This is a genomic window from Roseovarius sp. THAF27 (genome assembly GCF_009363655.1).
In the GTDB taxonomy this organism is placed as follows: domain Bacteria; phylum Pseudomonadota; class Alphaproteobacteria; order Rhodobacterales; family Rhodobacteraceae; genus Roseovarius.
Map to the genome: position 1 here is coordinate 2615033 of NZ_CP045393.1, position 24466 is coordinate 2639498.

Consider the following 24466-nt stretch of genomic DNA (forward strand, 5'->3'; position numbering starts at 1 on the left):
GCATGACGTTCAAAAGCCATATGGACACGGCCCTGGCCGAGGCCCGCGCCGCCCGCGACCGTGGCGAGGTGCCCGTGGGCGCGGTTGTGGCCGACCCGGCGGGACGCATAGTGGCGCAGGCCGGCAACCGCACGCGGGAACTGAGTGACCCCACCGCACACGCCGAAATCCTGGCGATCCGCGCCGCCTGTGCGGCGGTCGGCAGCGAGCGCCTGCCCGGTCACAGCCTGACCGTCACGCTGGAGCCCTGCGCGATGTGCGCCACCGCCATCGCAAATGCCCGCATCGCGCGGCTCTATTATGGCGCCGCCGACCCCAAATCCGGCGGCGTGGCCCAGGGCGCCCGGATCTTCACCCATGCCCAGACCCACCACGCGCCCGAGATTTACGACGGGATCAACGCCACCGAAGCGGAAGCCCTGTTGACGCAATTCTTCAGAACTCTGCGTGAAGAATAAATCGCAAAGCGCTCTTTTTCTTGCCAAAAATACTCATATAACAACGCCGATGCCCGAACCCCACCTGGAGGTCCGGGCACCAAAAGCTTTCTCAAAGCTTTTACCAAAACTTTTCTAAAAAGTTTTGCCCCGCTCAGATCTCGATCGCCGTCATCACCTCCGGCTCGATCACGTCGACCCCCGGCAGGCCGTCCTTCAGCGCCTCCGCAGACTGCTCCAGAAGCGGGAAGGTCTTGTAGTGGCACGGGATCACCGTCTTGAAATCGAAGAAGGTTTTCGCCGCATAGGCCGCCCGCTTCATATCCATGGTGAAATGCCCCCCGGCGCAGAGGATGCCGATATCGGGCTTGTGCAGGTCGTTGAACACACCCATGTCGGCCATCACGTCGGTGTCACCCGAGACATAGATCACATGCCCCTCGCCCTCGATCATGAACCCGCATTCGGTGCCGGGCACATGCGGACCGTTCTCTCCGCCAAAGCTCGAGGAATGCGTGGCGTGCACCATCGTCACCTTCACGTCCCCCAGGGCGACCGTGCCGCCCTTGTTGAAGCCGACAACCTCCAGGCCCGCGCTTTCTTCCCACCAGCCCATCAGGTCGAACTGCCCCACCACCGGCACCGACAGTTTTTTCGCCAGGTCCGGCAGGTCCGACGCATGGTCGAAATGCGCATGGGTCAGCAGAATATGCGTGGCCCCCTTGGTGGCCGCGTCATGATGCGCCTCGTCCAGCATCGGGTTGCCCGTCAGCCACGGGTCGATCAGCAGAACCTGATCGGCGATCTCGATGCGGAAACTCGAATGTCCCAGCCAGATGATTTTCATGACGCTCTCCTTATGTCATTCCCACGGGGAAGTTAGCAGAGAGGCCACCGATTTCCACATGGACTGGACCCGCGCCATCGACGCCTATTGCGAACGCACCGATCCCGGCTTCTGGGCCGAGCCGGTCAACGCGATCACCAACGCCGCCTTCCTCGTCGCCGCGCTCGTCATGGCGTGGCGCCTGCGCGGCACCGAGCTTGCTCTGGCCCGCCCCCTCGTCGCGCTTCTGGCGCTGATCGGGATCGGCTCGTTCCTGTTTCACACCTTTGCCCAGCCTTGGGCGGCGATGCTCGATGTCCTGCCGATCATGCTCTTCGCGCTGACCTATCTCTACGCCACGACGCGATACTACCTCGGCCTCTCCGCCCTCGCCTCCGCCGCCACCATCCCGGCCTTCCTTGGCGCAACCGCGCTCGCCATGCCGCTCCTTTCGCAGGTGCCGCTCTATGGCCCCTCGGCCTCTTACCTGACGCTACCCCTGGTCATCCTGCTCTACGCCTGGCTGCTGCGCGCCGACGCCGCCCTGTCGCGCGGCCTTGCCCTCGGCGCGGGCCTGCTTCTGCTGTCACTCACCTTCCGCAGCCTCGACGCGCCCTTGTGCGACAGCCTCGCCCTTGGCACCCATTTCGGCTGGCACGTCCTCAATGCGCTCATGCTGGGCTGGATGATCGAGCTCTACCGCCGCCACGCCCTTGCACCGTCCCGGCGCGGGCGCTAAACGCGGATGCGATAACGCACACGGAGATGCCCCCATGTCCATCGACACCGCGACCGCCGCCAAGGTGGCCAAGCTGGCCCGCATCCGGGTCGAGGAAGACGACCTGCCGGCGCTGGCCAAAGAGTTCAACACGATCCTCGGCTTCATCGACCAGCTGAACGAGGTCGATGTGGAAGGCGTCGAGCCGATGGTCTCGGTCACGCCCATGCGGCTGAAGCGCCGCGAAGACGTCGTGACCGACGGCGGCCAGCAGGACAAGGTGCTGTCCAACGCCCCCGACGCCCGCGAGGGCTTTTTCGCCGTGCCGAAAGTGGTGGAATGATGACCGATCTCAATGCAATGACCATCGCCGACGCCCGCAACAACCTGCGCGCGGGCGAGATCACCTCCGAGGAACTGACCGAAGCCTGCCTTACGGCGATCGAGGTCGCGGGCGCGCTTGGCGCCTTCGTGCACCACACGCCCGAGATCGCGCGGGATCAGGCCAAGGCCGCCGACACGCGCCTGCAAGCCGGCGACGCGCCGTCGATGTGCGGCATCCCGCTTGGCATCAAGGATCTCTTCTGCACCAAGGGCGTGCCCTCTCAGGCCGCCAGCGGCATCCTCAACGGCTTCAAGCCGGAATACGAATCCACCGTCAGCCAGAATCTCTTCGACGCCGGCGCCGTCATGCTGGGCAAGCTCAACATGGACGAGTTCGCCATGGGCTCGTCGAACGAGACCTCCGTCTATGGCAACGCCGTCAACCCGTGGCGGCGCGGCAATGACGAGATGGCCCTGACGCCCGGCGGCTCCTCGGGTGGCTCGGCCTCGGCCGTCTCCGCCGACCTCTGCCTTGGCGCCACCGGCACCGACACCGGCGGCTCGATCCGCCAGCCTGCCGCCTTCACCGGCATCACCGGCATCAAGCCCACCTACGGGCGCTGCTCGCGCTGGGGGATCGTGGCCTTTGCCTCGTCGCTGGATCAGGCGGGCCCGATGACCAAGTCGGTGCGCGACGCCGCCATCATGCTGGAAGCCATGTGCAGCCACGACCCCAAGGACAGCACCAGCGCCGACATCCCCGTGCCGGATTTCGAGGCGATGCTCACCGGCGACATCCGCGGCAAGAAAATCGGGATTCCGAAGGAATACCACATGGACGGCATGCCCGAAGAGATCGAGACGCACTGGACCCAAGGCAAGGACATGCTGGCCGACGCGGGCGCCGAGATTGTCGATATCTCGCTGCCCCACACCAAGTACGCCCTGCCCGCCTATTACGTCATCGCGCCCGCCGAGGCGTCCTCGAACCTCGCGCGCTATGACGGCGTGCGCTACGGGCACCGCGCCAAGCTGGCCCAAGGCGACGGCATCACCGAGATGTACGAAAAGACCCGCGCCGAAGGCTTCGGTCCAGAGGTGCAGCGCCGCGTGATGATCGGCACCTACGTGCTGTCGGCGGGGTTCTACGACGCCTACTACAACCGCGCCCGCAAGGTGCGTGCCCTCATCAAGAAGGATTTCGAGGATGTGTTCGACGCAGGCATCGACGCGATCCTGACCCCCGCCACCCCCTCGGCCGCGTTCGAACTGGGCCGCAAGTCCGATGACCCGGTCGAGATGTATCTCAACGACGTGTTCACCGTAACCGTGAACCTCGCCGGACTGCCCGGTATCGCGGTGCCCACCGGGCTCAACCGCAACGGGCTGCCGCTTGGCCTGCAACTGATCGGACGGCCCTGGGAAGAGGGCGATCTGCTTAACACCGCCTACGCGCTCGAGGCGGCGGCGGGCTTTGTGGCCAAACCCGGCAAATGGTGGTAAATTGCCGCAAAACAAATCGGCAGGATCTAAGCAGATGCGATTTTCCCTTTGTGTAACGGCCCTTGTCGGGCTGACCGCCTGTTCGCCCGGAATTCCCGACAGCGGCGCGGGCGTGCCCGATAGCGGCGCCGGCGTCGGCTTTGGCACGTCGGAAGAGTATATTGCCCAGCAACGCGCCCGCGACGCGGCGCTGAGCGGCGGCTCTGCCGTGCCACCGGCCGGCGCAATATCGCCCGAGAACCGCGGCCAGGCCACGCCCGGCACCCCGCTCAGCGCGACGCAAGGCGCGACCGCGCCCGGAACTCCCGGCACCGTGACCTCGTCCACCAACACCACGCGCCAGACGGGTTCGGGCGCCTACACGCCCACCGGCGGGCTCAGTTCGGCCTCCACCAGCGATGAGATCGCCCGCGAAACCGCGGCGCGGCTGGCCGAAACCTCGCAGAACTCGGGCCAGCAGGTCGTCCATGCCAGCCCCTCGAACCCCGCGCCCCAGACGGTGACCAGCGCCGGCGGCATCTCGAACGAGAACAGTTTCGACGCCGTGGGCAACGCCCGCTCGATCCAGGACGATGCCGAACTGATTGCCCAGAACCGCGCCCAGTACCAGGTGGTCCAGCCCGGTGCGCTGCCCGAACGGACCGGCAATGCCGGGCCCAACATCGTGCAGTACGCGCTGGAAACCAGCCATCCCAAGGGGCAGCAGCTCTATACCCGCGTCGGCCTCAACAAGCAGGCCAAGTTCCAGCGCAACTGCGCCAAGTACAACTCGGCCGACCAGGCACAGACCGATTTCCTGGCCCAGGGCGGCCCGCGCCGCGACCGCATGGGGCTCGATCCCGATGGCGACGGCTATGCCTGCGCCTGGGACCCGCGCCCATTCCGCGCGGCGGTGCGGAACTGACCCCCGGGCAGTCTGCGTGACAGCGCCGCTCTGGCATCCCTCCCCCAATTTCGGGCCGCGCCGCCTTGGCGCGAAACCCGATATCGTGGTGATCCACCACACCGCCATGGCCAGCGCCGAGGCCGCGCTGGAACGTCTCTGCGACCCTTCGGCGGAAGTGTCGGCGCATTACCTCATCGCCGCGGACGGCCGCGCCTGGCAGATGGTGGCGGAGGTGGCCCGCGCCTGGCACGCCGGCGCCGGATCCTGGGGTGACGTGACCGATGTCAATTCCCGCTCCGTCGGGATCGAGCTGGACAATCCCGGCGACACCCCGTTCCCCGCGCCGCTGATGGCCACGCTGGAAGCCATCCTGCCCGGCATCCTGCGCCGCTGGAGCATTCCGCCCGAGCGGGTGATCGGCCATTCCGACATGGCGCCCGACCGCAAAACCGACCCGGGACCGCATTTCGATTGGGAAAGACTGGAACGGGCCGGACTGGCGGGACAGAGAGGCCAGGACCCCGGCCCGGACGCCCCGGAACCGGACACGTTCAGAACCGTGGCGCGCCATGCCGGCTATACTGCGGATGTGGATGACGATGCCCTGCTCGCCGCTGTCAGGCTGCGCTACCGCCCCTTCGCCACCGGCCCGCTCTGCCCGCAGGATTACACGCCGCTGGGCCACGCCGCGCTCTGGACCTGAGCCGCGAAACCCCTTACATCGCCTGTTGCGCGGAGGGCCGGACGGCCGCCTGCAATGCGCTCTTGGCGGATTGTTTGGGAGGAAAGTCCGGACTCCACAAGGCAACGGTGCCGGGTAACGCCCGGCCGGGGCAACCCGAGGGAAAGCGCCACAGAAAACAGACCGCTCTCGCAATCCGCCATGCGGATCACGTGAGTCAGGGTGAAACGGTGGGGTAAGAGCCCACCGCGGGACGGGCAACCGGACCGGCATGGCAAGCCCCACCGGGAGCAATGCCGAATAGGGATCGCATCCGGGCCGCCTTGGCCCCGCGATCCGGGTTGGCAGCTAAAGCCTGCGGGCAACCGCAGGACCAGATGAATGGTCGTCCTACGACAGAATCCGGCTTACAGGCCCTCCGCGCGCTTCCGACCCGTCCGGTCCGATCTGGCAAGTCCGATCCGATGGTGCGGCTGCGCCGCGCTCTATTGTTTTATTGGGGCCAGCCCCAAACCCCGGGATATTTCCGGCCAGAGGAAGGGGGGCCGATTCTTGCCGTCACGGCACGAGATCCCACGCCCACGACCAACCCCCCGGACGAGACTGTCCGAGATGGACGCTCCCGCGCCGCCCTGGCCAGGATCCCGCATTGGGTGTGGCCCTCCCGGCCGGTCAAATTTCCGCTCACCTCTTGACCCTTTGCCGCAGGCGCATCAACGTCTTCGAGGGCTTTGACAGAAAGGGACACTCGTGGCGGTTCGAACCGATTTGCTGGACAGCACCTCGCGCATCCTGGGCGATCTGATCGGCTTTCCCACCATATCGACCGATCCGAATATCGACCTGATCAACTCGATCGCCAACCGTCTGGACATGGTCGGCGCCCGGGTCGAGATCTTTCCCGACCCCTCGGGGCAGAAGGCCAATCTCTTCGCAACGATCGGCCCCGAACGCGACGGCGGCATCGTCCTGTCGGGCCACAGCGACGTGGTGCCGGTGGCCGACCAGGACTGGGCCTCGAACCCTTTCGACATGCTGGAACATGACGGCCTTCTCTACGGGCGCGGCACCTGCGACATGAAGGGCTTCATCGCCGCCTGCCTTGCCATGGCCCCGCAATACGCCGCGCTGAACCCCGACCGGCCTTTGCATTTCGCCTTCACCCATGACGAGGAGACGGGCTGTTTCGGCGCCCGCGCGCTGGCGCATACCCTGCGCGCCAAGGGCCTGACCCCGGGCGTGGCCATCGTCGGCGAGCCGACGATGATGCGCGTGATCGAGGGCCACAAGGGCTGTTACGAATACACCACCCGCTTTTCCGGGCTGGCGGGCCACGGCTCGGCGCCGGACCGGGGCGTCAACGCGGTGGAATACGCCGTGCGCTATATCGCCCGCCTCCTGGACCTCAAGCACGCGCTGCGCGCCCGCGCCCCCGCCGACAGCCTGTTCGAGCCGCCCTGGACCACCATCAACACAGGCCGCCTCGCGGGCGGCGTGGCCCATAACGTCATCCCCAGCGAGGCCGTGGTGGACTGGGAAATGCGCCCCGTTCAGACCTCGGATGCCGATTTCGTCAAGGACTCGCTCAAGACCTATATCGAGAAAGAGCTTCTGCCCGCCATGCGTGCCGTCGATCCAGACGCCGACATCGTCACCGAGATCATCGGCGAGGTCGAGGGCCTCATCCCCACCACCGACAACGAGGCGCGCACCATCGTCTCGGAACTGACCGGCGCCAACCACGCCGAATGCGTCGCCTTCGGCACCGAGGCCGGGATCTTCCAATCGCTGGGCATGTCGGCGGTCATCTGCGGCCCCGGCTCGATCGAACAGGCCCACAAGGCCGACGAATTCGTGGCGCTCGACCAGCTCTCGCAATGCCTCGATATGCTGGAACGATTGCAGGAGAAGCTGGTTGCATAACCATGGGCGGCCACGGACCCTCTACCGTCGCCGCCGCCTTGCCCATACGGATGGAAGGTTCGAATGCCTGGAAAAACCGCCTCGATCGCCCTGTTGCTGACCCTGGCCCTGCCCGGCCATGCCGCCCCCGTCGAGACGCCCAACGGCACCGTGACCGGGTATTTCGGCGAAACCGCCTTCGACCATCCGCTGCTGTGCGAACGCGATCCCTTCGTCATTGCACGCACCAATGACAGCGACGGCGCCCCGGCATTCGAGGCCGCCTTCGTGCCCAATGGCGTCACCAGCATCGAGATCCGCACCGGCACCGAAACCCGCCAGTTCGGCACCGCCACCGAGGCCGCGGGCTTTCCGCTGGTGATCGAGGGCGAGGTCGATGGCACGGCCTATTCGTTCGAGGTCGCCTGCCCGGACAGCTTCAACATGTAGGCACGCTCCCGGCGGGATGTCCCGCCGCGTCCCGGCTTTTTCTTGCTTCAAATACTCAAGACCAGCCGGTCGCGGTCAATCCCGCCGGAAGGTCATGTAATGCGGCACCCGCCCCTCGCGCAGGGCCTTCTGCTCGTAGCGGGTGGAGATCCAGTCGCCCCACGGCTGCCGCCAGTCTTGCGGCCCCTCGGCCAGCCAGGTGAAGCCGTGGCGCGGCACCTCGACCATCGTCTGGCGCACGTAATCGGGGATATCCGTGGCCACCCGGAAAATCGCACCGGGCTTCAAGACCCGCGCCAGCGGCTCCAGGTGCTCGGGCGTCACGAAGCGCCGACGGTGATGGCGCTTCTTCGGCCATGGATCGGGATACAGCAGAAAGGCCCGCGCGATGCTGGCCTCGGGCAGCACGTCGAACATGTCGCGCACGTCGCCGGGATAGATCGCCACGTTCTCCACGTGGCTGTCGCGCAATTGCCCCAGCAGTTTCGCCACTCCGTTGATGTAGGGCTCACAGCCGATGATCCCCACATCCGCGTTCTCCGCCGCTTGGTGAATCATGTGCTCGCCGCCGCCGAAACCCACTTCAAGCCACACATCACGTTCCCCGAACAAGGCCTTGAGGTCTATGGGTTTTCGCTCGGGATTAACATCCCAATCCACCGCCCCCGGCGACCACGCGGCCAAATCTTCGTCCAGATAGGCTTCCTGCGATTTCTTCAGGTGCTTGCCCTTGAACCGGCCATAGAAATTGCGCCACGGCGCACCAGAGGGATGCTTCTGCTGTCCCACGTCACGCCTCCGCCGCAAAGACCCGACGCAGCACCAGCAACGCGGGAATGTTCACGATATACATGCAGATCCCGTACACCGCCGAGGGCACCGCGAATTCCGACAGCCCCGTGCTCGCCCCCACGATATTGGCGATGGTGATGCCCACCGTGGCGTTCTGAACCCCCATCTCCACCGCGATGGCCAGCCCGTCGCGCCCGGCGATGCCCATCAGCCGCGCCAGGCCGATGCCCACCGCCAGCAGAACCAGGTTCAGCACGATCAAAAACGGCCCCAGCCGCGTGAAGCTCTCGGTCAGAAGCGCCCAGTTGCTGGCAATCGCCGCCGCCACGATCAGCACGAACAAGATCAGCGCCACGATCTCGCAGCCCCGCTCGATGGCCGATGCAAAGCCACTGGCATAGCGGCGGATCAGCAGCCCGATGAACACCGGCAGCGCCGTGATCAGGAACATCGCCACGCCGACCTTCACGACGCTGATCTCGGGCGCGGCCTCACCCATGAAATGCACCGCCGCCCAGGCGACCAGCACCGGCAGCGTCAGCACCGACAAGAGGCTCACCACCGCCGTCAGCGTGATCGACAGCGCCACGGTGCCCCCCGCCAGCTTGGTCAGCATGTTCGACGTGACACCCCCGGGGCTGAACGCCAGCAGCATGATCCCGAACGCCATGCCGCCCGCAAAACTCCAGGCCGCGATCAGCACATAGGCCACCAGCGGCAACAGCACGAGCTGCGCCACGATCCCCGTCAGCGCGGGTTTCGGCAGGCGCAGCACCCGGCCGAAATCGGCGAAATGCAGGCCCAGCCCCAAGGAAAACATGATGAAGGCCAGCGCCAGTGGCAGGCCGATATCCAGGATCATCCCGTCCCTCCCTTTTTGGCGCAGTCTACGGTTTGCAAGGCGCCCTGTCGCGCATGAAAAACGCGGGAGAAACCACCCCCGCGCCCTTCCGTTCTCAGGTCCGGATCAGACTTCTTTCTTCAGCGCGTCCACAAGATCGGTGCGTTCCCAGCTGAAGCCGCCATCGGCCTCCGGCTCGCGCCCGAAATGGCCATAGGCCGCGGTGCGCTCGTAGATCGGCTTGTTGAGGTCCAGCGCCTCGCGGATGCCGCGCGGCGTCAGGTCCATGACCTTGCGCACCGCGTTCTCGATTGCCGCCGCCTCGACCTCGCCCGTGCCGTAGGTCTCGGCATAGATCGACAACGGCTTGGCCACCCCGATCGCATAGCTGAGCTGGATGGTGCATTTCTCGGCCATGCCCGCCGCGACCACGTTCTTGGCCAGATAGCGCGCGGCATAGGCGGCCGACCGGTCCACCTTGGTCGGGTCCTTGCCGGAAAACGCGCCGCCGCCATGCGGGGCCGCGCCACCATAGGTGTCGACGATGATCTTGCGCCCGGTCAGGCCCGCGTCGCCGTCGGGGCCGCCGATCACGAAGGTGCCGGTGGGGTTCACCCACCATTCGGTCTTGTCGCTGATCCACTCGGCGGGCAGAACCTCGCGGATGTAAGGCTCCACGATGGCGCGGATGTCGTCGCTCTTCTGGTGCTCGCTCTCGTGTTGCGTCGACAGCACGATCGAGGTCACCTCGACCGGCTTGCCGTTCTCGTAACGCAGCGAGATCTGGCTCTTGGCGTCCGGGCGCAGCGTGGGCTCCTGCCCGGATTTGCGCGCCTCCGCCAACCGCCGCAGGATCGCGTGGCTGAACTGGATCGGCGCGGGCATCAGCGCGTCGGTCTCGTTGGTGGCGTGGCCGAACATGATGCCCTGGTCCCCCGCCCCGTCCTTGTCGACGCCCTGGGCGATATGCGCGGACTGTTCGTGCAGGAAGTTCAGAACATGACAGGTGTTCCAGTGAAATTTGTCCTGCTCATAGCCGATATCGCGGATGCAGTCGCGGGCGATCTGGCCGATCCGCCCCATGTAGTTCTTCAGGCGTTCCTGGTCCGACAGGCCCACCTCGCCGCCGATCACCACCATGCCGGAGGTGGCGAAGGTTTCGCAAGCCACGCGCGCATCGGGTTCTTCGGCAAGAAACGCATCCAGCACGGCGTCGGAAATGCGGTCGCACACCTTGTCGGGGTGCCCCTCCGAAACGGATTCGGAGGTGAAAACGTAGTTGTCTCGGGACATGAAATGCTCCATTAGGGTCAGCCCCGCCACGCCAGGAAGCCGTTGTGACGGGTTTCGTGCCTGCTTATGCGGGCCTCACGGGAAGGTCAATCGCTAACTCTGTGGCCTTTTACGCGCCGCGCCAGCAGCGCGCCGGCCAGCATCAGCAACGCGGCCAGCACCAGCACCGGCGCGTCGCCGGTGCGGCTGTAAAGCGTCGCCGGCAAGGGCGGCGGCAGGGGCGTGTCGATCCAGCCCGCCTCGCCCAGCGGGATATGCGCCAGGACCCGCCCCGTACCGTCGACCATCGCCGACACGCCGGTGTTGGCCACCCGCACCATCGGCAGGCCCTGTTCGGCGCTGCGCAGCCGGCCCTGTGCCAGGTGCTGGTACGGCCCCGACACCTTGCCGAACCACGCGTCGTTGGTGATCATCAGGATCATGTCGGGCCGCGCCGGCGCCGAGGTGATGTTGCGGGCGAAAACGCCCTCGTAGCAGATCAGCGGCACCGCCCGGCCCAGCGGCCTCATGTCCACGATCTCGGCCCCCGGACCGGCGGAATACCCCCCGCCTTCCTCGGCGGCGAGACCATGAATGCCGAACCGCGCCATCAGGTCGCCCAGCGGCATGAACTCTCCGAACGGCACCAGGTGATGCTTGTCATAGACCTGGTCCACGATCCCTTCGCCATCCATGTACAGAAGCGAGTTGTAATACCGCTGCCCGTCCAGCCGCCGCAGGCCCAGCACCACCGGCGCTCCCTGCGCCGACGCGGCGATCCCGCCCAAGAGGTCGTCGGACTGGTGCAGGAAGGTCGGGATAGCCGTTTCCGGCCAGACCACCAGGTCGGGCCGCCCGGTCTCGCCCGGTGCGGCGGTGAACTGGCGCTGGCGGTCATAGAACATCTGCAGGTTCTCGGGCAGCCATTTCTCGTGCTGCGCCGCGTTGGGCTGGACCAGCCGCACGGTCTGCGCCTCCGGCCCCGGTGCGGCGGCCTCCACCGGCGTCAGCGCCGCGCCCCCGCCGTAAAGCAGCGCGAGGCCCGCCAGACCCGCCGCCCCGGCCACGCGCCGTCCCGCGCCAAGGTGCCACAGCGCCACCGCCGCGCCGATGATCAGCGCACAGAGGCCCAGGCCCCCGCCAAATGACGCCCAGTGCAAAAGCGCCGTGTCGATCAGCACATGCCCCACCTGCGCCCAGGCGAACCCGGTGAACAGCCACCCGCGCAGCGCCTCGCCAATGACGAACGCACCCACCAGCGCCACGCCGCTGCGCGGGGCCAGCGCCCGTGCCGCACCAAGGGCCACGGCCCAGTAGGACGCCATGAAGACCGACAGGCCCAGCACCGCGAACGGTGCCATCCAGCCATGCCGCGCCGCATCCACCAGGAACGGCTCGAATATCCAGCTGAGCGCGACGACGAAATGCCCCGTGCCCGCCACCAGGCCCAAGAGCGTCGCGGACAGCCAGCCGCCCGTCTCGCGCCACAGGCCGTAGACCAGCGCCAGCGCCATGATCGTCAGCGGCCACAGCCCCCAGGGCGCCTGCCCAAGGGCGGCGACCGCACCCAGCCCGGCGGCAAGGGCGTAACGCGGCAGCACGCGGCCCTCACCGATCTGCCGCGCCAACGCGTCAAGACTGGCCATTGATTACACCTCGATCGCCTCGGGCAGCCGCACCCGCAGCCGCTTGATCCGCCGCGGATCGGAATCCAGCACCTGGATTTCCACGCCGCTGGGATGCTCGACCAGCTCACCGCGCGCCGGCACCCGGCCCAGCAGCATGAAGACCAGCCCGCCCAGCGTGTCGATTTCCTCCTCGTCGATCTCCTCGGAATCGGTCAGCGACAGGCCGATCTCGGCCTCGAACTCCTCCAGCGGCGCCTTGGCCTGCACCACGTAAGAGCCGGGTTTTTCCTCGGACCAATAGGCGCCCTCGTCCTGGTCGTGCTCGTCGGCGATCTCGCCCACGACCTGTTCGATCAGGTCCTCGATCGTCACGAGGCCGTCGACCCCGCCATATTCGTCGATCACCAGCGCCATGTGCCGGCGCTCGGCCTGCATCTTCTGCAACAGCACGCCGATGGTCATCGACGGCGGCACGTACATCAGCGGGCGCAACAGCTCTTCCAGCGAATAGTCCGACCCATGCCCGTTGAACCCGTGCTTCAGCGCGAAATCCTTCAGGTGGGCAAAGCCCACGGGCGTGTCCAGCGTGCCCTCGTAAACCGGCAGGCGGGTCAGCCCGCTGTCGCGGAACGTGTGCACAAGCTCGTCCATGGTGATTGTTGCCGGAACCGAAACGATGTCCGCCTTGGGGATCATGACATCCTCGACCGACAGCCGCCGCAGGTTGCCCAGGCCCAGGTTCGGCGCAAGGCCGTTGGCCGACGTCTCGCCGCCGTCGCCGCCCAGGTCATCTTCCTCGCCGTTGTGGTCTTCGTCCGCGCCCAGCGCGCCGAAGAAGCGGCGGAAGAACCCGCCCTGCGTGTCGTTCTGATCCTCCGCCGGATCCTCGCCCTTGCTTGCCTCGGGCCGCGCGCCATGCGCTGCCATAGAAGAGGCGTCGTTGCTGTCGTTCATCGTACCTTTCCGAATCGTGCCCGCGTCCACGCGGTAACGGCTGTTTCAATATGGGTCAGGCAGACCCAGTTTGCCAAGTATCTCCACCTCGGTTCGTTCCATCAGGGTGGCATCCTTGTCACGAACGTGATCGTAGCCCAGCAGATGCAAAATTCCGTGAACGACCAGATGCGTCACGTGATCCTGCATCGGCCTGCCCGCCGCCTCGGCCTCTTTCGCGCAGGTCTCATAGGCGATCGCGATATCGCCAAGCTCGGGATCGGGGCCGGCCTCGGGCGGCTCCGGCATGGCGCCATCCACCTCTGCGCCACGCTCCGCGCTCGGCCAGCTCAATACATTGGTCGGCCCCGCCTTGTCCCGGAAATCTTCGTTCAAGGCGGCAATCCGCGCATCGTCGCAGCCCAGCACGGCGATCTCCCACTCCGCGGGGTCCAGCCCCAGATGCGCCAGCGTGGCCTCTGCCGCCCGCTCGGCCAGCCGTTCCAGGCCTGCGTCCTGCCAGCGGTCGTCCTCGACGACCGTATCGACCGAAACGCTCACACCGGGCGCGGGCCGGAATTTTGCAAAATTCCGGATCGGAAAATTGCAATTTTCCGGCCAATTTTCTTCCAAAGAAAATTGCCCCCGGCCTCAGACATCCGCGTCATAGGCCTCGATGATCGCCGCCACCAGCGGATGGCGCACCACGTCCTTCGAGGTGAAGTAATTGAACGCGATCTTCGGGATATTCTTCAACAGCCGCTCGGCATCGTGCAGCCCGCTGGTCACCCCGCGCGGCAGGTCGATCTGGCTGCGGTCGCCGGTGATCACCATGCGGCTGCCCTCGCCCAGCCGGGTCAGGAACATCTTCATCTGCATCGAGGTGGCGTTCTGCGCCTCGTCCAGCACGACGAACGCATTGGCCAGCGTCCGCCCCCGCATGAAGGCCAGGGGCGCGATCTCGATCCGCTTCTCCTCGATCAGCTTGGCCACCTGCTTGGCCGGGAAAAAGTCGTTCAGCGCATCGTAAAGCGGCTGCATGTAGGGGTCGACCTTGTCCTTCATGTCGCCCGGCAGATAGCCCAGCTTCTCGCCCGCCTCGACTGCCGGCCGGCTGAGGATGATACGGTCCACATGCCCCTCGATGAACATGCTGACCCCCACCGCCACCGCCAAGTAGGTCTTGCCGGTGCCCGCCGGCCCGATGCCGAAGGCCAACTCGTTGGCGAAAAGCGACTGCACATAGGCCTTCTGCGCGTCGGTGCGCGGCTCGACGGGCTTCTTGCGGGTCTTGATCTCGACCCGCCCGCCCTTGAACATCTCCAGCTGGTCCTCGCCGCCCTCGTGGTCGCCCGCGCCCCGGTCGGCGCTGCCGCCCGCGCCCATTCGCAGCTCGCGGTCCACGTCGCCATGCTCGACCGTGCGGCCCTCTTCCAGTCGCTGGTACAGCGCCAGCAGCACGTCGCGCGCCTCCTTGGCCTGGTCCGGCTCGCCGATCACGGCCAGCTGGTTGCCCCGGCGCAGGATCTGCACGCCCAGCTTCTTCTCGATTTCGGCAAGGTTGCGGTCATATTCCCCGCACAGGTCGATCAACAGGAAATTGTCGGGAAACTCGACAACCGTTTCCAGAATGTCGCTGTTCTCGGATTGCGACGTCAGCACGTTCGTGACCAATCAAATCTCCCTGTCAAAGGCCCATGATCAATGCTGCCAAGATGCGCCCCCAAGGGCAAGGGCCGGGCCGCAATTGTCACGGGTTTGAAACGAAAAATGCCGCGAACCCTGTGGTCCGCGGCACCGGATTGAGCATATGGGCGCGATCAAATCGAGTCGGCCACGGGCGAACCGCCCTTGTAGTTGCCGGTCGCCACGGTCGGCGGCGCGGTGCCGGAACAGACGGGCTTGCCGTACTTGTCCAGCCGCTGCGACAGGTAGCCTTCGGCGCCGTCATCGATGATCCAGTGGTCACAGCCGTTGGGATCGACCCAGATGCCCGCCTGAAGCTGGCTCAGGTGCTTGGAATCAAAGCCCCGGTCGACGGTCTTGTCGCGCTTGTCGTCACAGGCCGCCAGCGCACCGACAAGGGGGAGCACGGCAATAAGTTTGAATGCTTGCATGGTTCAGGTCCCCTCAGCGGATGCAGATGATTTCGACGCGGCGGTTCTGCTGCATGCCCGCGGCCGTGTTGTTCGATGCTTTCGGCAGACGCTCGCCATAGCCGCGCACATCCGCGATCCGGGCGCCGGTTCCGGCAGCGATTCGCGCCACCGAGTTGGCCCGGCGATAGGACAGGTCGATATTGTACTCGTCCGAGGCTCGGCTGTCGGTATGCCCGGTGATGATGTAGGAAATCGCCCCGGTGCTGCGGAAGAACTCCTGCAGGCGCGCCCGTCCGGCGGCGCTGATATTCGCGCTGTCGGTGGCGAAAAGCTGGTCGGTATTGACCACGCCGCACACGTTGCCCCGGCGGCAGACCGGGATGCCCTGGCGATTCACGTGGGGGGTCATGTACCCTTCCCAGCCGTCATCCATCACCCAGTGCTCGCACCCGTCGGGATCGACCCAGATCGTCGGCACGTAGCGCTCGCCCTTCACGACCCGCTGGCCACTTTGCGCCTGACCGGCCTCGGTCATCGCCATCACACCCAGAGCGACGGCGGCAAGTCCGCTCATCAGGGTGCGCACTGTTCTCGAAAACGTGTTCGTCACAGCCACTGTCCTTTTTATTATTTCCCCCATTTGCCCCGGTAGCAGGCAGCGATTCCGGAGCAAAAAACGAATTATTGTTAAAGTTTAGCAAGTTCCGGCGCGTTGTGAAGCATAAATAACCAGATATTGTGGCGGTCCGTGAAACAATCGCCACCCATGGGTTATCCACACGCCGTCGCGGCAAATTATCTGGCAACCAGAACGCGTTACCGCCAGAATGCCGGAAATTCAGGCGGTCAGAACCCGACCGCCCAGGGAATTGGCACCGCTCTCGGTGATGATCACCCGGCGCAGGTCGCCGGGCGCAACGGTGGAATCACTCACATGCACCGCGTGCAGGTAATCCGACTTGCCCACCATCTGTCCGTCGCGCCGCCCGGCCTTCTCGAACAGAACACCCACCTCGCGGCCCACCATCGCATCCTGGATGGCGCGCTGCTGCTCGGTGATCAGCGCTTGCAGGCGGTGCAGGCGCTCGGTCTTCACCTCCTCGTCCAGCTGCGCACGCTCCGCCGCCGGGGTGCCGGGCCGCGTGGAATACTTGAACGAATAGGCATAGCCGTACCGGACCTCCTCGATCAGCGCCATCGTGTCGGCAAAGTCGGCTTCGGTCTCTTCGGGGAAGCCCACGATGAAATCCCCCGACAGCAGGATATCGGGCCGCGCCGCGCGGATGCGTTCGATCAGCCGGATATAGCTTTCGGCCGTATGACTGCGGTTCATCCGCTTCAAAATCCGGTCGCTGCCCGACTGCACCGGCAGGTGCAGATAGGGCATCAGCTTGGCGCACTCCCCGTGCGCCGCGATCAGGTCGTCGCCCATGTCGTTGGGATGGCTGGTGGTAAAGCGGATGCGCTCCAGCCCGTCGACCTTGTCCAGCTCCCAGATCAGCTGCGCCAGCGACCAGTCGTTCCCGTCCGGCCCTTGCCCGTGATAGGCGTTCACGTTCTGGCCCAGAAGGGTGATCTCGCGCACGCCGCGCTCCACCAGGTCCTTGGCTTCGTCCACGATCCGGGCCACCGGGCGGCTGACCTCGGCCCCGCGCGTATAGGGCACCACGCAGAAGGCACAGAACTTGTCGCAGCCTTCCTGCACGGTCAGGAACGCGGTCGGACCCCGCTTCGCCTTGCCGCCCCGTTTGCGCAGCGTGTCGAACTTGTCGTCCAGCGGAAACTGCGTATCAACCGCCTTGGCCCCGCCCCGCGCCTTGGCCTCGAGCTGCGGCAGGTTGTGATAGCTTTGCGGCCCCACCACCAGATCCACCATCGGCTGGCGGCGCATGATCTCTTCGCCCTCGGCCTGGGCCACACAGCCCGCCACGCCGATCTTGAGGTCCGGTTTCGCGTCCTTCAGCCCCTTGAACCGGCCCAGCTCGGAGTACACCTTCTCGGCGGCTTTCTCCCGGATGTGACAGGTGTTCAGCAGGATCATGTCCGCGTCGTCGGGCGTGTCCGTCTCGACATACCCCGCGCCGCCCATGGCCTCGGCCATGCGCTCGCTGTCATAGACGTTCATCTGGCACCCGTAGGTCTTGATGTATAGCTTCTTGGCCTCGGACATGGCCACACCCCCAGCTCAAGCGGTTTCAAGGCGCCTGCCTACACCACCTGCGGCCCGACTTGCAATGCACCGCGAATTGCGGGATTTTGACCCGAAAAGACGCCCAGAGAAAGACGCCCTGAGGACGACGATGCAGCACGCCACCCTGTCCGCCTTTCTGAAAGAGCCCGGCACCGCGCTGGCCAAGGGGCCTGTCGCGATGATCTTCGTCGAGGACCAGATCGAGGTCGACAGCGCCATTCGCCATCATCTCGACACCGGCTTCCAATCCGTGCTGGCGCTGATGCCGTCCGGGTTCCCGCTGGCCCCCGACGTCAGCGCGGCGGTGCACCGCATCCCCTTCGACGTCGCCGCGGGCGACAATTACGTCGACGCGGTGAACAAGGTCATCGCCGCCGCGCCGGGCCTCTGGCTCTATTACTGCTTCAATGCCGAATACCTGTTCTTTCCGTTCTGCGAGACGCGCACCGTGGGCGAGATGCTGGCCTTCCACACCGAGGAACGGCGCGACGCGATGCTGACCTACGTGGTCGATCTCTATGCCGGGGACCTCGACCGGCACCGTGACGCGGTCTCGCTCGAGGATGCGCATCTGGACCGCTCCGGATATTACGCGCTGGCGCGCAACGACCCCGACAATCACAACCACCCGCGCGACCGGCAACTGGATTTCTTCGGCGGCCTGCGCTGGCGGTACGAGGAACATATCCCGGTGGAGCGCCGCAAGATCGACCGGATTTCGCTGTTCCGCGCCCAGCCGGGCCTGCAGCTGCGCCCCGATCACACGTTCAACGACGAGGAATACAACACCTACGCCTGCCCCTGGCACCACAACCTGACGGCGGCGGTGGCCTCGTTCAGAACCGCCAAGGCGCTCAAGCGCAACCCCGGCTCGACCTTCGACATCCACACCTTCAAATGGCACAATTCCGCGCCGTTCGAATGGCATTCGCGGCAATTGCTGGACCTGGGTCTGATGGAACCCGGCCAGTGGTTCTGAACCACCCGTCCCGGGCCTGACCCGGGACCTCCCGCGCCGGCCCACTCAACCGTCATCCCCGGGCTCGACCCGAGGATCTCCCGAACCACGAGATCCCGGATCAGGTCCGGGATGCCGCCCGCTTCACCTCGCCCGGCGCGCCCAGATCCGCAGGTCCCGGATCACCTTGACCGTCGCCCCCAGCGCCAACGCGCAGAGCATGTACTTGCTGACCGTCTCCATCGTGCCTTCGATCAGCACCGCGTGCAGGGCCGTGCCCGCGACGATCGGCACCGCCAGCGCGGTATGCGCCCGCCGCCACGTCATTGGCCGCAGTCCCAGCCGCTTGCGCGTGAGCGCCAGCGCGGCGGTGGCAAAGATCAGCCACATCACCAGCACGCCCCAGACGGAAAACGGCGTCGGCGAGCGCAGCAGCAACGCATCCACCACGTCGGGCGGGCTGGTCAGCCACAGGCCCGCCACGTGCAGCACCACCAGCGCCACGATCCCCGCGCCGACCCGGCGATGCACCCGCCGGCCCTTCAATGCGTCGATCCCGGGCAGGTATCCGCCTGCCAGAAGCGGTTGAAGAAACATCAGGGCAAAGCCCGCGATCCCGGCAAACCCGGCCACGATGTACACGGGTTGCCGCCATTGCAACAGCGGGCTGAACCCCGCCGCCGCCACCGGCACGACAAGGGCGGCGGAAACCGCCGCCCATATAAGGACCTTGCGCAGCATCGGGGGTTTATGCCGGAACCAGCACGAACTCCACGTCAAGCGAAGTCTGTCCCGGGCTCGACATCACCGGGCGCAGGAACACTGTCCTGAACCCGCCATCGTCATATTCGGCGTCATAGGCCAGGTGCCCGTGCGGCTGGCCGAAGGCGGGCACGATCTGCGGCATGTCCATCACGAACCGCCCGTCGCGGTCGGTCAGGGTCGCGCCATGGCTTTCCGGGTCGCGCTCGTGCCCTTCGGTCGTGTGCGCCCACATCTGGATGCGGCGGCCCTCCAGCGGCGCGCCATCGCCCGCCCGGCGCACCGTGCCGGTCATGGTGAAGCCGCCATTGCCGATCCGGTCGGTCAGGGCGGCGCCGGGGCGATAGTTGTTGGCCCCGCCCGGCATGGTGGGCGTCGGCTCCACCCCGGCCGCGCGTGCCGGCACGATCAGGCCGGCGCCCAGCGTCACGGCGGCCGCCGCGCCGCCGGTGGCGATCAGATTGCGTCGATTGATCAGTCGGGGTCTCATCTCGGTCTCTCCTGTCGGGTCGGGGGCGCGGACCACCGTCGTCATGTCACGCGCCGTTGTTCACCTCCAAAGATAACGCCGATCGGGCACAGGCAAAGCACCCTCACGGCACCGTGACCGCGCGGTTTCGTGCCGATCGGCGTCCGATCGGCGAAGGTTGGCGCAGCCGCGGGCGGCAGCGCCCCATCGCGGCTCAGTCGCGCAGCGCCTGCCCGGTCCATTCCGGCAACGGAAACACGATGTCGTACAGCCAGTTAAAGCCCAGCGCATAGACCATGTAGAACAGCGCAAAGGACAGGTCCATCGCGAGCGCCTGCCACAGCGACACCTGCAGGTACCAGGCGATGAAGGGCATCAGCACCACCAAAAGCCCCGCCTCGAACAGCACCGCATGGACCACCCGCAGACGCGCGGTCTTGCGCGTCGCGCCGGTGCGGCGCTGCAACAGCAGGTCGAAGCCGAAGTTGAACACCATGTTCCAAAGCGTGGCGATGGTCGCGCTGACAAGGCCGACCACCCCGAGATTGTGCATCGGCACGCCGAAGGCGACCGCGCCCAGCGGCACGATCAGAATAAGGGCAATGATTTCAAAGCTCAGCGCGTGGCGCAGACGGTCGAACGGGGATCGCATGGAACCCTCCCACATCATTCCGGGCCGTCCCGGACGCAAAGCCCTGCCGGGGAGGTCGTCCTCTGACATGATAAATGACGCGGCGACGCGGGGCTTTCAAGCGGCGGCTGTCCGATTGTGGAAAATGTGGCCGACAGGGCACCACCCCGCCCCGGCCTGCCCGCCTATTGCCGCATGTTCAGCAAGGCGCGGGTCAGCGCATCATGCTCGCCGCTGTTGTCTTTGATGCCGAAATCGCCCATCGCCGTCAGGTAGCTGCTGCTGCCTTCCATGCGTTCGATCCAGTCCATGCCGTGGACATAGACCGCCTGCATCCGGTCATGCATCACCGGATACAGCGCCCGTTCCTGCCAGATCGCGGTCAGGCACAGCCCGGCCAGCCCCAGCTTCAGGCCCCGCGCCCACTTGCGCGCCGTCAGGGCGCGTGCGTTGCGCTTCTCGAAGCGGGCCTCGGCGGGGTTCGGTTGAAAGCTCATGCCACCGAGCGTGCCGGCGTCCCGTGGCGAATCTAAGGCAAGACCCCGACCAAATCGGGACATCCCCGGGGGTCGGTCTATGCCGAAGGCCGTCCGGCACCCCGCCGCGCGGGCTCTTCGGGCTAGAGGTTTTCCGGCTGCGGCATCCCCAGCACGTGATAGCCGCCATCGACCTTGATCACCTCGCCGGTGGTGCAGGCGCCCGCGGGACTCGCCAAGTAGACCGCCGTGCCGCCGATGGCCTCCAGCGTGGCGTTGGCCCGCATCGGCGCGTTTTCCTCGGTGTGCCGAAAGGTCCGCCGCGCGCCCCCGATGGCCGCACCCGCCAGCGTCTTCATCGGCCCGGGGCTGATCGCATTGACGCGGATCTTGTCGGGACCCAGGTCATTGGCCAGATAGCGCGTGGTGGCCTCCAGCGCCGCCTTGGCCACGCCCATCACGTTATAGTTCGGCACCACCCGGTTCGACCCCTGGTAGGTCAGGGTCAGCATCGTGCCGCCCTTCTCCTTCATCATCGGATAGGCGCGGCGCGCCACCTCGATGAAGGAATAGACCGAGATATCCATCGAATGCTTGAAGTTCGTCCGGCTGGTGTTCAGGAACCGGCCCGACAGTTCCGACTTGTCGGAATAGGCGATCGCATGCACCACGAAGTCGATCGTCGGCCATGTCTCGGCCAGTTCGGCAAAGGCCGCGTCCAGCGACTCGTCCTTCGTGACATCCACATCCAACAGGATATTGGACCCCACCGAGTTGGCCAGCGGCTCCACCCGCTTGGCAAACGCCTCGCCCTGGTAGGAAAACGCCAGTTCCGCGCCCGCCTCGTGCATCGCCTTGGCGATGCCCCAGGCGATGGAACGGTCGTTCGCGACGCCCATGATCAGGCCCCGCAATCCTTGCATAGAGTTTGTCATGCGTGCCCTATCCCTCGAACCGGCTCAGCAGCATCGAACCGTTCGTGCCGCCGAAACCGAAAGAGTTTGTCATCACCGTATCAAGCCCGGCCTCGTCCACGCGCGTCGTGGCGATCTCGCCCTCGTGTATCGCGGGGTCCAGCGTCTCGACATTGATCGACGGGATGATGAAATCGTGGTGCAGCGCCAGCAGGCAATAGATCGCCTCCTGCGCGCCCGTCGCGCCCTGACTGTGGCCGGTCATCGACTTGGTGGAGCTGATCGGCGGCACGTTGCCCTCGCCGAAGATCCGCCGCACCGCCTCGACCTCGCCCGCATCGCCCACGGGCGTGCTGGTGCCATGCGCGTTGATATAGCCAACGCGGCGCTCCTTGGCCAGCGTCTGCAACGCCAGGCGCATCGCCCGCTCGCCGCCTTCGCCACTGGGGGCCACCATGTCATGCCCATCACTGGTGGCGGCATAGCCCGTCACCTCGGCATAGATCCTGGCGCCCCGCGCCTTTGCGTGTTCCAGGTCTTCCAGCACGACGATCCCGCCGCCGCCCGAGATGACGAATCCGTCGCGGTCCGCGTCGAAGGCCCGGCTCGCCTTTTCGGGCGTGTCGTTGTATTTCGACGACATCGCGCCCATCGCGTCGAAGAGGCAGCTCAACGTCCAGTCCAGCTCTTCGCCGCCACCCGCGAACATCACGTCCTGCTTGCCCATCATGATCTGCTCCGCCGCGTTGCCGATGCAATGCAGGCTGGTCGAACAGGCCGAAGTGATGGAATAGTTGATGCCCTTGATCTTGAAGGCGGTCGACAGGTTGGCGCTGATCGTCGAGGACATGCATTTCGGCACCGCAAAAGGCCCGATCCGCTTGGGGCTGCCCTTTTCCAGCACGGTCTGGTGCGCCGCCAGCATGGCCGAGGTGGACGGCCCGCCGGACCCCGCCACCAGCCCGGTGCGCGGGTTGACGATCTCACCCTCTTCCAGTCCTGAATCGGCAATCGCCTGTTGCATGGCGATATGGGCATAGGCCGCGCCCGACCCCATGAACCGCAGGGTGCGCTTGTCCACATGCTCGGCCACGTCCAGCTTGACGTCCCCGGCGATCTGGCTGCGAAACCCGTGCTCCGCCATCTGCTCATTGGCGGTGATGCCCGAACGCCCCTCTTTCAAGGAGGTCAGCACCTCCTCGGCATTGTTGCCGATGCTGGAGACGATTCCCAGCCCGGTGACGACGACGCGACGCATGTTGCCTCCCTACCTGATTGCCCGCGTTGTAGGACATGCAAGGCGGCGGGTGCAAGATCAATGCCGCCCCTGCGAACCTAGCCCAGCAGCGAAAAATGCTCCGGGTCGATCGAGATCGTCCATTGAACGCCGTCCGGCGCCACGTGGTAAAGCGCCTGCGTGCCCAGCATCGACGGCGCAAGCGACGTCAGCACGGTACTGCCGAACCCCGGCGCGTCCTCCTCGGGCGGATGCGCCAGGCCGCGTTCCCGCCAGCTCAGGTCCAGGGCGCGGCCCCGGCTCCCTTTCGACAGTTTCCAGGCCAGCTCCACCTCGCCGCGCTCATGCGCCAATGCGCCGTATTTCATCGCGTTGGTGGCCAGCTCGTGCAGCGCGATCCCCAGCGTCTGCACCGCCTGCGGCATCAGCCGCACCTCCGGCCCCGACAGGCGGATGCGGGCATCGTTCTCGGACGTGAAGGGGCGCAGGTGGCCGACCACCAGCTCGCGCAGGTCCGCATCGTCCCACTGCCCGCCTATCAGCAGGTCGGTCGATTTCGACAGGGCCGAGATGCGCGCGCCGAACTTGGCTTGGAAATCGTCCACGGACGCCGCGGTGCGGGCGGTCTGGCGCTGCACCGCCGACACGATCGTCAGCATGTTCTTGGCCCGGTGGATCACCTCGCGCGACATCAGCTCGCGCGCCTTCTCGGCGCGGCGCAACTCGCTGATGTCGCGGTGAATGTTGGAAATCGCAACCACGTCGCCATCCACGCCCCGGATCGGGGCGCAACTTATCCAGACCTCGCGCGGCGTGCCATCCCGGGCAATGCGCACCGCCTCGAAACGGTCCAGCCGCCCGGCGATGATCTCGTCGCGGTACCAGGTCACGGGCTTTTTTTCGTCCGACGGGTAAAGCGTCTCCAGCGACCGCCCGACGATCTCGTCGCTGGCATAGCCGTAAAGCCGCGCGGCCGCCGGGTTCCACGACGTGATCCTGCCCTCCAGGTCATAGGTCAGGATCGCGTCCGACGTCCCCGCCACCAGCGCCGACAGCGCGTTGCTGTCCACCGCCGTCCGCTTCAGCGCGTCCCGCTCGTGGTGGCGCTGCGTCACGTTGCGGTGCTGGATCGTCAGAAAGGGCTGCCCCTCGAACATCATCCGCGTCGCGGTCAGCTCGAACCAGCGTTTCATCGTGGGGCTGTCGCAGGGGTATTCGCACACGAAGGTCTCGCCCGAGCGCAGCGTCGTCTCCAGCGACTCCGCGATCAGCCGCGCCTCCATGCTCGACTCGCCGTCGGCGCTCCGGCAGATGTCGAAATAGTTGCTCCCGACATAGCCCGAGGGCGCCCCGTCATTCTCTGCGCCGAATTGCTTCCAGGCGGAATTGGCGGCGATGACCACGCCGCTGGAATCCACGATCACGAACTCGTCCGGCAGTGCATCTATGAATTCCGTCACGCCCATCCGGCCCACCGGCCCGAAAGCATCACTGTTGGTTTGCACGTGCTCTTGCCTCGTTACTCGTCAGCGGTT

At 66.0% G+C, this 24466-nt stretch carries 27 protein-coding genes, 1 other RNA gene and 1 riboswitch; of the genes, 10 read left to right on the forward strand and 18 right to left on the reverse strand.

Translation table 11 applies throughout. The features are described 5' to 3' along the window. Positions 1-2 precede the first annotated feature (2 nt). On the forward strand, positions 3-458 hold the full coding sequence (locus tag FIU89_RS13130) for a nucleoside deaminase (RefSeq protein ID WP_152493017.1): 456 nt from the start codon (positions 3-5) through the stop codon (positions 456-458). 133 nt (positions 459-591) lie between these two features. Here FIU89_RS13130 and FIU89_RS13135 read toward each other — a convergent pair whose 3' ends face one another. Beyond that, positions 592-1284, reverse strand: a complete 693-nt coding sequence (locus tag FIU89_RS13135) for a metal-dependent hydrolase (protein ID WP_152493018.1) — start codon at positions 1282-1284, stop codon at positions 592-594. A 58-nt stretch (positions 1285-1342) separates the two neighbouring features. Between FIU89_RS13135 and FIU89_RS13140 the strand changes: the two genes are divergently transcribed. The 8 genes from FIU89_RS13140 to FIU89_RS13175 all read left to right on the forward strand — a co-directional run bounded on the left by FIU89_RS13140 (position 1343) and on the right by FIU89_RS13175 (position 7728). Continuing rightward, positions 1343-2002 (forward strand): ceramidase domain-containing protein, encoded by a 660-nt coding sequence (locus FIU89_RS13140; protein WP_152493019.1) that lies wholly within the window; start codon positions 1343-1345, stop codon positions 2000-2002. A 34-nt stretch (positions 2003-2036) separates the two neighbouring features. Continuing rightward, positions 2037-2324: an Asp-tRNA(Asn)/Glu-tRNA(Gln) amidotransferase subunit GatC gene (gatC, locus tag FIU89_RS13145; RefSeq protein ID WP_152493020.1), complete on the forward strand. Its 288-nt coding sequence runs from the start codon at positions 2037-2039 to the stop codon at positions 2322-2324. Next, positions 2324-3808, forward strand: a complete 1485-nt coding sequence (gatA, locus tag FIU89_RS13150) for an Asp-tRNA(Asn)/Glu-tRNA(Gln) amidotransferase subunit GatA (RefSeq protein ID WP_152493021.1) — start codon at positions 2324-2326, stop codon at positions 3806-3808. Before gatC ends, gatA begins: the two co-directional genes overlap by 1 nt. A gap of 34 nt (positions 3809-3842) precedes the next feature. Continuing rightward, entirely contained in the window at positions 3843-4712 is an 870-nt protein-coding gene (locus tag FIU89_RS13155; RefSeq protein ID WP_152493022.1) for a hypothetical protein, read from the forward strand. 16 nt (positions 4713-4728) lie between these two features. Then, positions 4729-5397 (forward strand): N-acetylmuramoyl-L-alanine amidase, encoded by a 669-nt coding sequence (locus FIU89_RS13160; RefSeq protein WP_254701674.1) that lies wholly within the window; start codon positions 4729-4731, stop codon positions 5395-5397. 29 nt (positions 5398-5426) lie between these two features. Beyond that, an RNA gene (rnpB, locus tag FIU89_RS13165) (RNase P RNA component class A) lies at positions 5427-5802 on the forward strand. A gap of 324 nt (positions 5803-6126) precedes the next feature. Then, positions 6127-7299 (forward strand): acetylornithine deacetylase, encoded by a 1173-nt coding sequence (argE, locus tag FIU89_RS13170; RefSeq protein WP_254701675.1) that lies wholly within the window; start codon positions 6127-6129, stop codon positions 7297-7299. 63 nt (positions 7300-7362) lie between these two features. Continuing rightward, entirely contained in the window at positions 7363-7728 is a 366-nt protein-coding gene (locus FIU89_RS13175) for a hypothetical protein (RefSeq protein ID WP_152493024.1), read from the forward strand. Positions 7729-7803: 75 nt separating this feature from the next. On the opposite strand, the gene FIU89_RS13180 is transcribed toward FIU89_RS13175, so the two are convergent. From FIU89_RS13180 to miaB, 10 genes are all read right to left on the reverse strand, one after another. Next, positions 7804-8517 (reverse strand): tRNA (guanosine(46)-N(7))-methyltransferase TrmB, encoded by a 714-nt coding sequence (locus FIU89_RS13180; protein ID WP_152493025.1) that lies wholly within the window; start codon positions 8515-8517, stop codon positions 7804-7806. Between the two features lies 1 nt (position 8518). Next, a complete protein-coding gene (locus tag FIU89_RS13185) occupies positions 8519-9382 on the reverse strand; it encodes a bile acid:sodium symporter family protein (protein WP_152493026.1) in 864 nt (287 codons plus the stop codon). Positions 9383-9487: 105 nt separating this feature from the next. After that, positions 9488-10654, reverse strand: coding sequence for a methionine adenosyltransferase (metK, locus tag FIU89_RS13190; protein ID WP_152493027.1), 1167 nt, complete (start codon positions 10652-10654; stop codon positions 9488-9490). Between the two features lie 4 nt (positions 10655-10658). Beyond that, positions 10659-10708: riboswitch (SAM-SAH riboswitch) on the reverse strand. A 32-nt stretch (positions 10709-10740) separates the two neighbouring features. Further along, on the reverse strand, positions 10741-12279 hold the full coding sequence (gene lnt / locus FIU89_RS13195) for an apolipoprotein N-acyltransferase (protein WP_152493028.1): 1539 nt from the start codon (positions 12277-12279) through the stop codon (positions 10741-10743). A 3-nt stretch (positions 12280-12282) separates the two neighbouring features. Next, positions 12283-13215: a hemolysin family protein gene (locus FIU89_RS13200; RefSeq protein WP_152493029.1), complete on the reverse strand. Its 933-nt coding sequence runs from the start codon at positions 13213-13215 to the stop codon at positions 12283-12285. Positions 13216-13260: 45 nt separating this feature from the next. After that, the gene (gene ybeY, locus FIU89_RS13205; protein WP_152493030.1) at positions 13261-13755 is read right to left on the reverse strand and encodes an rRNA maturation RNase YbeY; all 495 of its coding nucleotides are present in this window, start codon (positions 13753-13755) and stop codon (positions 13261-13263) included. Positions 13756-13845: 90 nt separating this feature from the next. After that, a complete protein-coding gene (locus tag FIU89_RS13210; protein ID WP_152493031.1) occupies positions 13846-14868 on the reverse strand; it encodes a PhoH family protein in 1023 nt (340 codons plus the stop codon). A 146-nt stretch (positions 14869-15014) separates the two neighbouring features. After that, entirely contained in the window at positions 15015-15311 is a 297-nt protein-coding gene (locus tag FIU89_RS13215; RefSeq protein WP_152493032.1) for a hypothetical protein, read from the reverse strand. Positions 15312-15324: 13 nt separating this feature from the next. After that, entirely contained in the window at positions 15325-15828 is a 504-nt protein-coding gene (locus FIU89_RS13220; RefSeq protein WP_254701874.1) for an OmpA family protein, read from the reverse strand. A 303-nt stretch (positions 15829-16131) separates the two neighbouring features. Next, positions 16132-17463, reverse strand: a complete 1332-nt coding sequence (gene miaB / locus FIU89_RS13225; protein ID WP_152493034.1) for a tRNA (N6-isopentenyl adenosine(37)-C2)-methylthiotransferase MiaB — start codon at positions 17461-17463, stop codon at positions 16132-16134. A 130-nt stretch (positions 17464-17593) separates the two neighbouring features. Here miaB and FIU89_RS13230 point away from each other — a divergent pair, with 130 nt between their 5' ends. Next, entirely contained in the window at positions 17594-18463 is an 870-nt protein-coding gene (locus tag FIU89_RS13230) for a hypothetical protein (RefSeq protein ID WP_152493035.1), read from the forward strand. A 123-nt stretch (positions 18464-18586) separates the two neighbouring features. Here the strand turns inward: FIU89_RS13230 and FIU89_RS13235 are convergent, their stop codons facing one another. The 7 genes from FIU89_RS13235 to FIU89_RS13265 all read right to left on the reverse strand — a co-directional run bounded on the left by FIU89_RS13235 (position 18587) and on the right by FIU89_RS13265 (position 24436). Next, a complete protein-coding gene (locus FIU89_RS13235; protein ID WP_152493036.1) occupies positions 18587-19183 on the reverse strand; it encodes a ferric reductase-like transmembrane domain-containing protein in 597 nt (198 codons plus the stop codon). A gap of 7 nt (positions 19184-19190) precedes the next feature. Beyond that, a complete protein-coding gene (locus FIU89_RS13240; protein ID WP_152493037.1) occupies positions 19191-19694 on the reverse strand; it encodes a Twin-arginine translocation pathway signal in 504 nt (167 codons plus the stop codon). 193 nt (positions 19695-19887) lie between these two features. Then, the gene (locus FIU89_RS13245) at positions 19888-20325 is read right to left on the reverse strand and encodes a PACE efflux transporter (protein ID WP_152493038.1); all 438 of its coding nucleotides are present in this window, start codon (positions 20323-20325) and stop codon (positions 19888-19890) included. 164 nt (positions 20326-20489) lie between these two features. After that, positions 20490-20801, reverse strand: a complete 312-nt coding sequence (locus FIU89_RS13250; protein WP_152493039.1) for a hypothetical protein — start codon at positions 20799-20801, stop codon at positions 20490-20492. Positions 20802-20923: 122 nt separating this feature from the next. Continuing rightward, entirely contained in the window at positions 20924-21715 is a 792-nt protein-coding gene (locus tag FIU89_RS13255; protein ID WP_152493040.1) for an enoyl-ACP reductase, read from the reverse strand. A gap of 7 nt (positions 21716-21722) precedes the next feature. Continuing rightward, the gene (gene fabB, locus FIU89_RS13260) at positions 21723-22952 is read right to left on the reverse strand and encodes a beta-ketoacyl-ACP synthase I (RefSeq protein ID WP_152493041.1); all 1230 of its coding nucleotides are present in this window, start codon (positions 22950-22952) and stop codon (positions 21723-21725) included. 77 nt (positions 22953-23029) lie between these two features. Next, on the reverse strand, positions 23030-24436 hold the full coding sequence (locus tag FIU89_RS13265; RefSeq protein ID WP_152493042.1) for a PAS domain S-box protein: 1407 nt from the start codon (positions 24434-24436) through the stop codon (positions 23030-23032). Positions 24437-24466 lie beyond the last annotated feature (30 nt).

What these genes read in the sequence shown, in the direction of transcription:
- lnt (WP_152493028.1), bottom strand. Translation starts at nt 12,279, where the DNA reads ATGGCCAGTCTTGACGCGTTGGCGCGGCAGATCGGTGAGGGCCGCGTG.
- FIU89_RS13155 (WP_152493022.1), top strand. Translation starts at nt 3,843, where the DNA reads ATGCGATTTTCCCTTTGTGTAACGGCCCTTGTCGGGCTGACCGCCTGT.
- FIU89_RS13255 (WP_152493040.1), bottom strand. Translation starts at nt 21,715, where the DNA reads ATGACAAACTCTATGCAAGGATTGCGGGGCCTGATCATGGGCGTCGCG.
- FIU89_RS13230 (WP_152493035.1), top strand. Translation starts at nt 17,594, where the DNA reads ATGCAGCACGCCACCCTGTCCGCCTTTCTGAAAGAGCCCGGCACCGCG.
- FIU89_RS13250 (WP_152493039.1), bottom strand. Translation starts at nt 20,801, where the DNA reads ATGAGCTTTCAACCGAACCCCGCCGAGGCCCGCTTCGAGAAGCGCAAC.
- FIU89_RS13215 (WP_152493032.1), bottom strand. Translation starts at nt 15,311, where the DNA reads ATGCAAGCATTCAAACTTATTGCCGTGCTCCCCCTTGTCGGTGCGCTG.
- FIU89_RS13135 (WP_152493018.1), bottom strand. Translation starts at nt 1,284, where the DNA reads ATGAAAATCATCTGGCTGGGACATTCGAGTTTCCGCATCGAGATCGCC.
- fabB (WP_152493041.1), bottom strand. Translation starts at nt 22,952, where the DNA reads ATGCGTCGCGTCGTCGTCACCGGGCTGGGAATCGTCTCCAGCATCGGC.
- FIU89_RS13130 (WP_152493017.1), top strand. Translation starts at nt 3, where the DNA reads ATGACGTTCAAAAGCCATATGGACACGGCCCTGGCCGAGGCCCGCGCC.
- metK (WP_152493027.1), bottom strand. Translation starts at nt 10,654, where the DNA reads ATGTCCCGAGACAACTACGTTTTCACCTCCGAATCCGTTTCGGAGGGG.
- miaB (WP_152493034.1), bottom strand. Translation starts at nt 17,463, where the DNA reads ATGTCCGAGGCCAAGAAGCTATACATCAAGACCTACGGGTGCCAGATG.
- FIU89_RS13175 (WP_152493024.1), top strand. Translation starts at nt 7,363, where the DNA reads ATGCCTGGAAAAACCGCCTCGATCGCCCTGTTGCTGACCCTGGCCCTG.
- gatC (WP_152493020.1), top strand. Translation starts at nt 2,037, where the DNA reads ATGTCCATCGACACCGCGACCGCCGCCAAGGTGGCCAAGCTGGCCCGC.
- FIU89_RS13240 (WP_152493037.1), bottom strand. Translation starts at nt 19,694, where the DNA reads ATGAGACCCCGACTGATCAATCGACGCAATCTGATCGCCACCGGCGGC.
- FIU89_RS13185 (WP_152493026.1), bottom strand. Translation starts at nt 9,382, where the DNA reads ATGATCCTGGATATCGGCCTGCCACTGGCGCTGGCCTTCATCATGTTT.
- FIU89_RS13220 (WP_254701874.1), bottom strand. Translation starts at nt 15,828, where the DNA reads ATGACCGAGGCCGGTCAGGCGCAAAGTGGCCAGCGGGTCGTGAAGGGC.
- gatA (WP_152493021.1), top strand. Translation starts at nt 2,324, where the DNA reads ATGACCGATCTCAATGCAATGACCATCGCCGACGCCCGCAACAACCTG.
- FIU89_RS13245 (WP_152493038.1), bottom strand. Translation starts at nt 20,325, where the DNA reads ATGCGATCCCCGTTCGACCGTCTGCGCCACGCGCTGAGCTTTGAAATC.
- FIU89_RS13140 (WP_152493019.1), top strand. Translation starts at nt 1,343, where the DNA reads ATGGACTGGACCCGCGCCATCGACGCCTATTGCGAACGCACCGATCCC.
- FIU89_RS13235 (WP_152493036.1), bottom strand. Translation starts at nt 19,183, where the DNA reads ATGCTGCGCAAGGTCCTTATATGGGCGGCGGTTTCCGCCGCCCTTGTC.
- FIU89_RS13200 (WP_152493029.1), bottom strand. Translation starts at nt 13,215, where the DNA reads ATGAACGACAGCAACGACGCCTCTTCTATGGCAGCGCATGGCGCGCGG.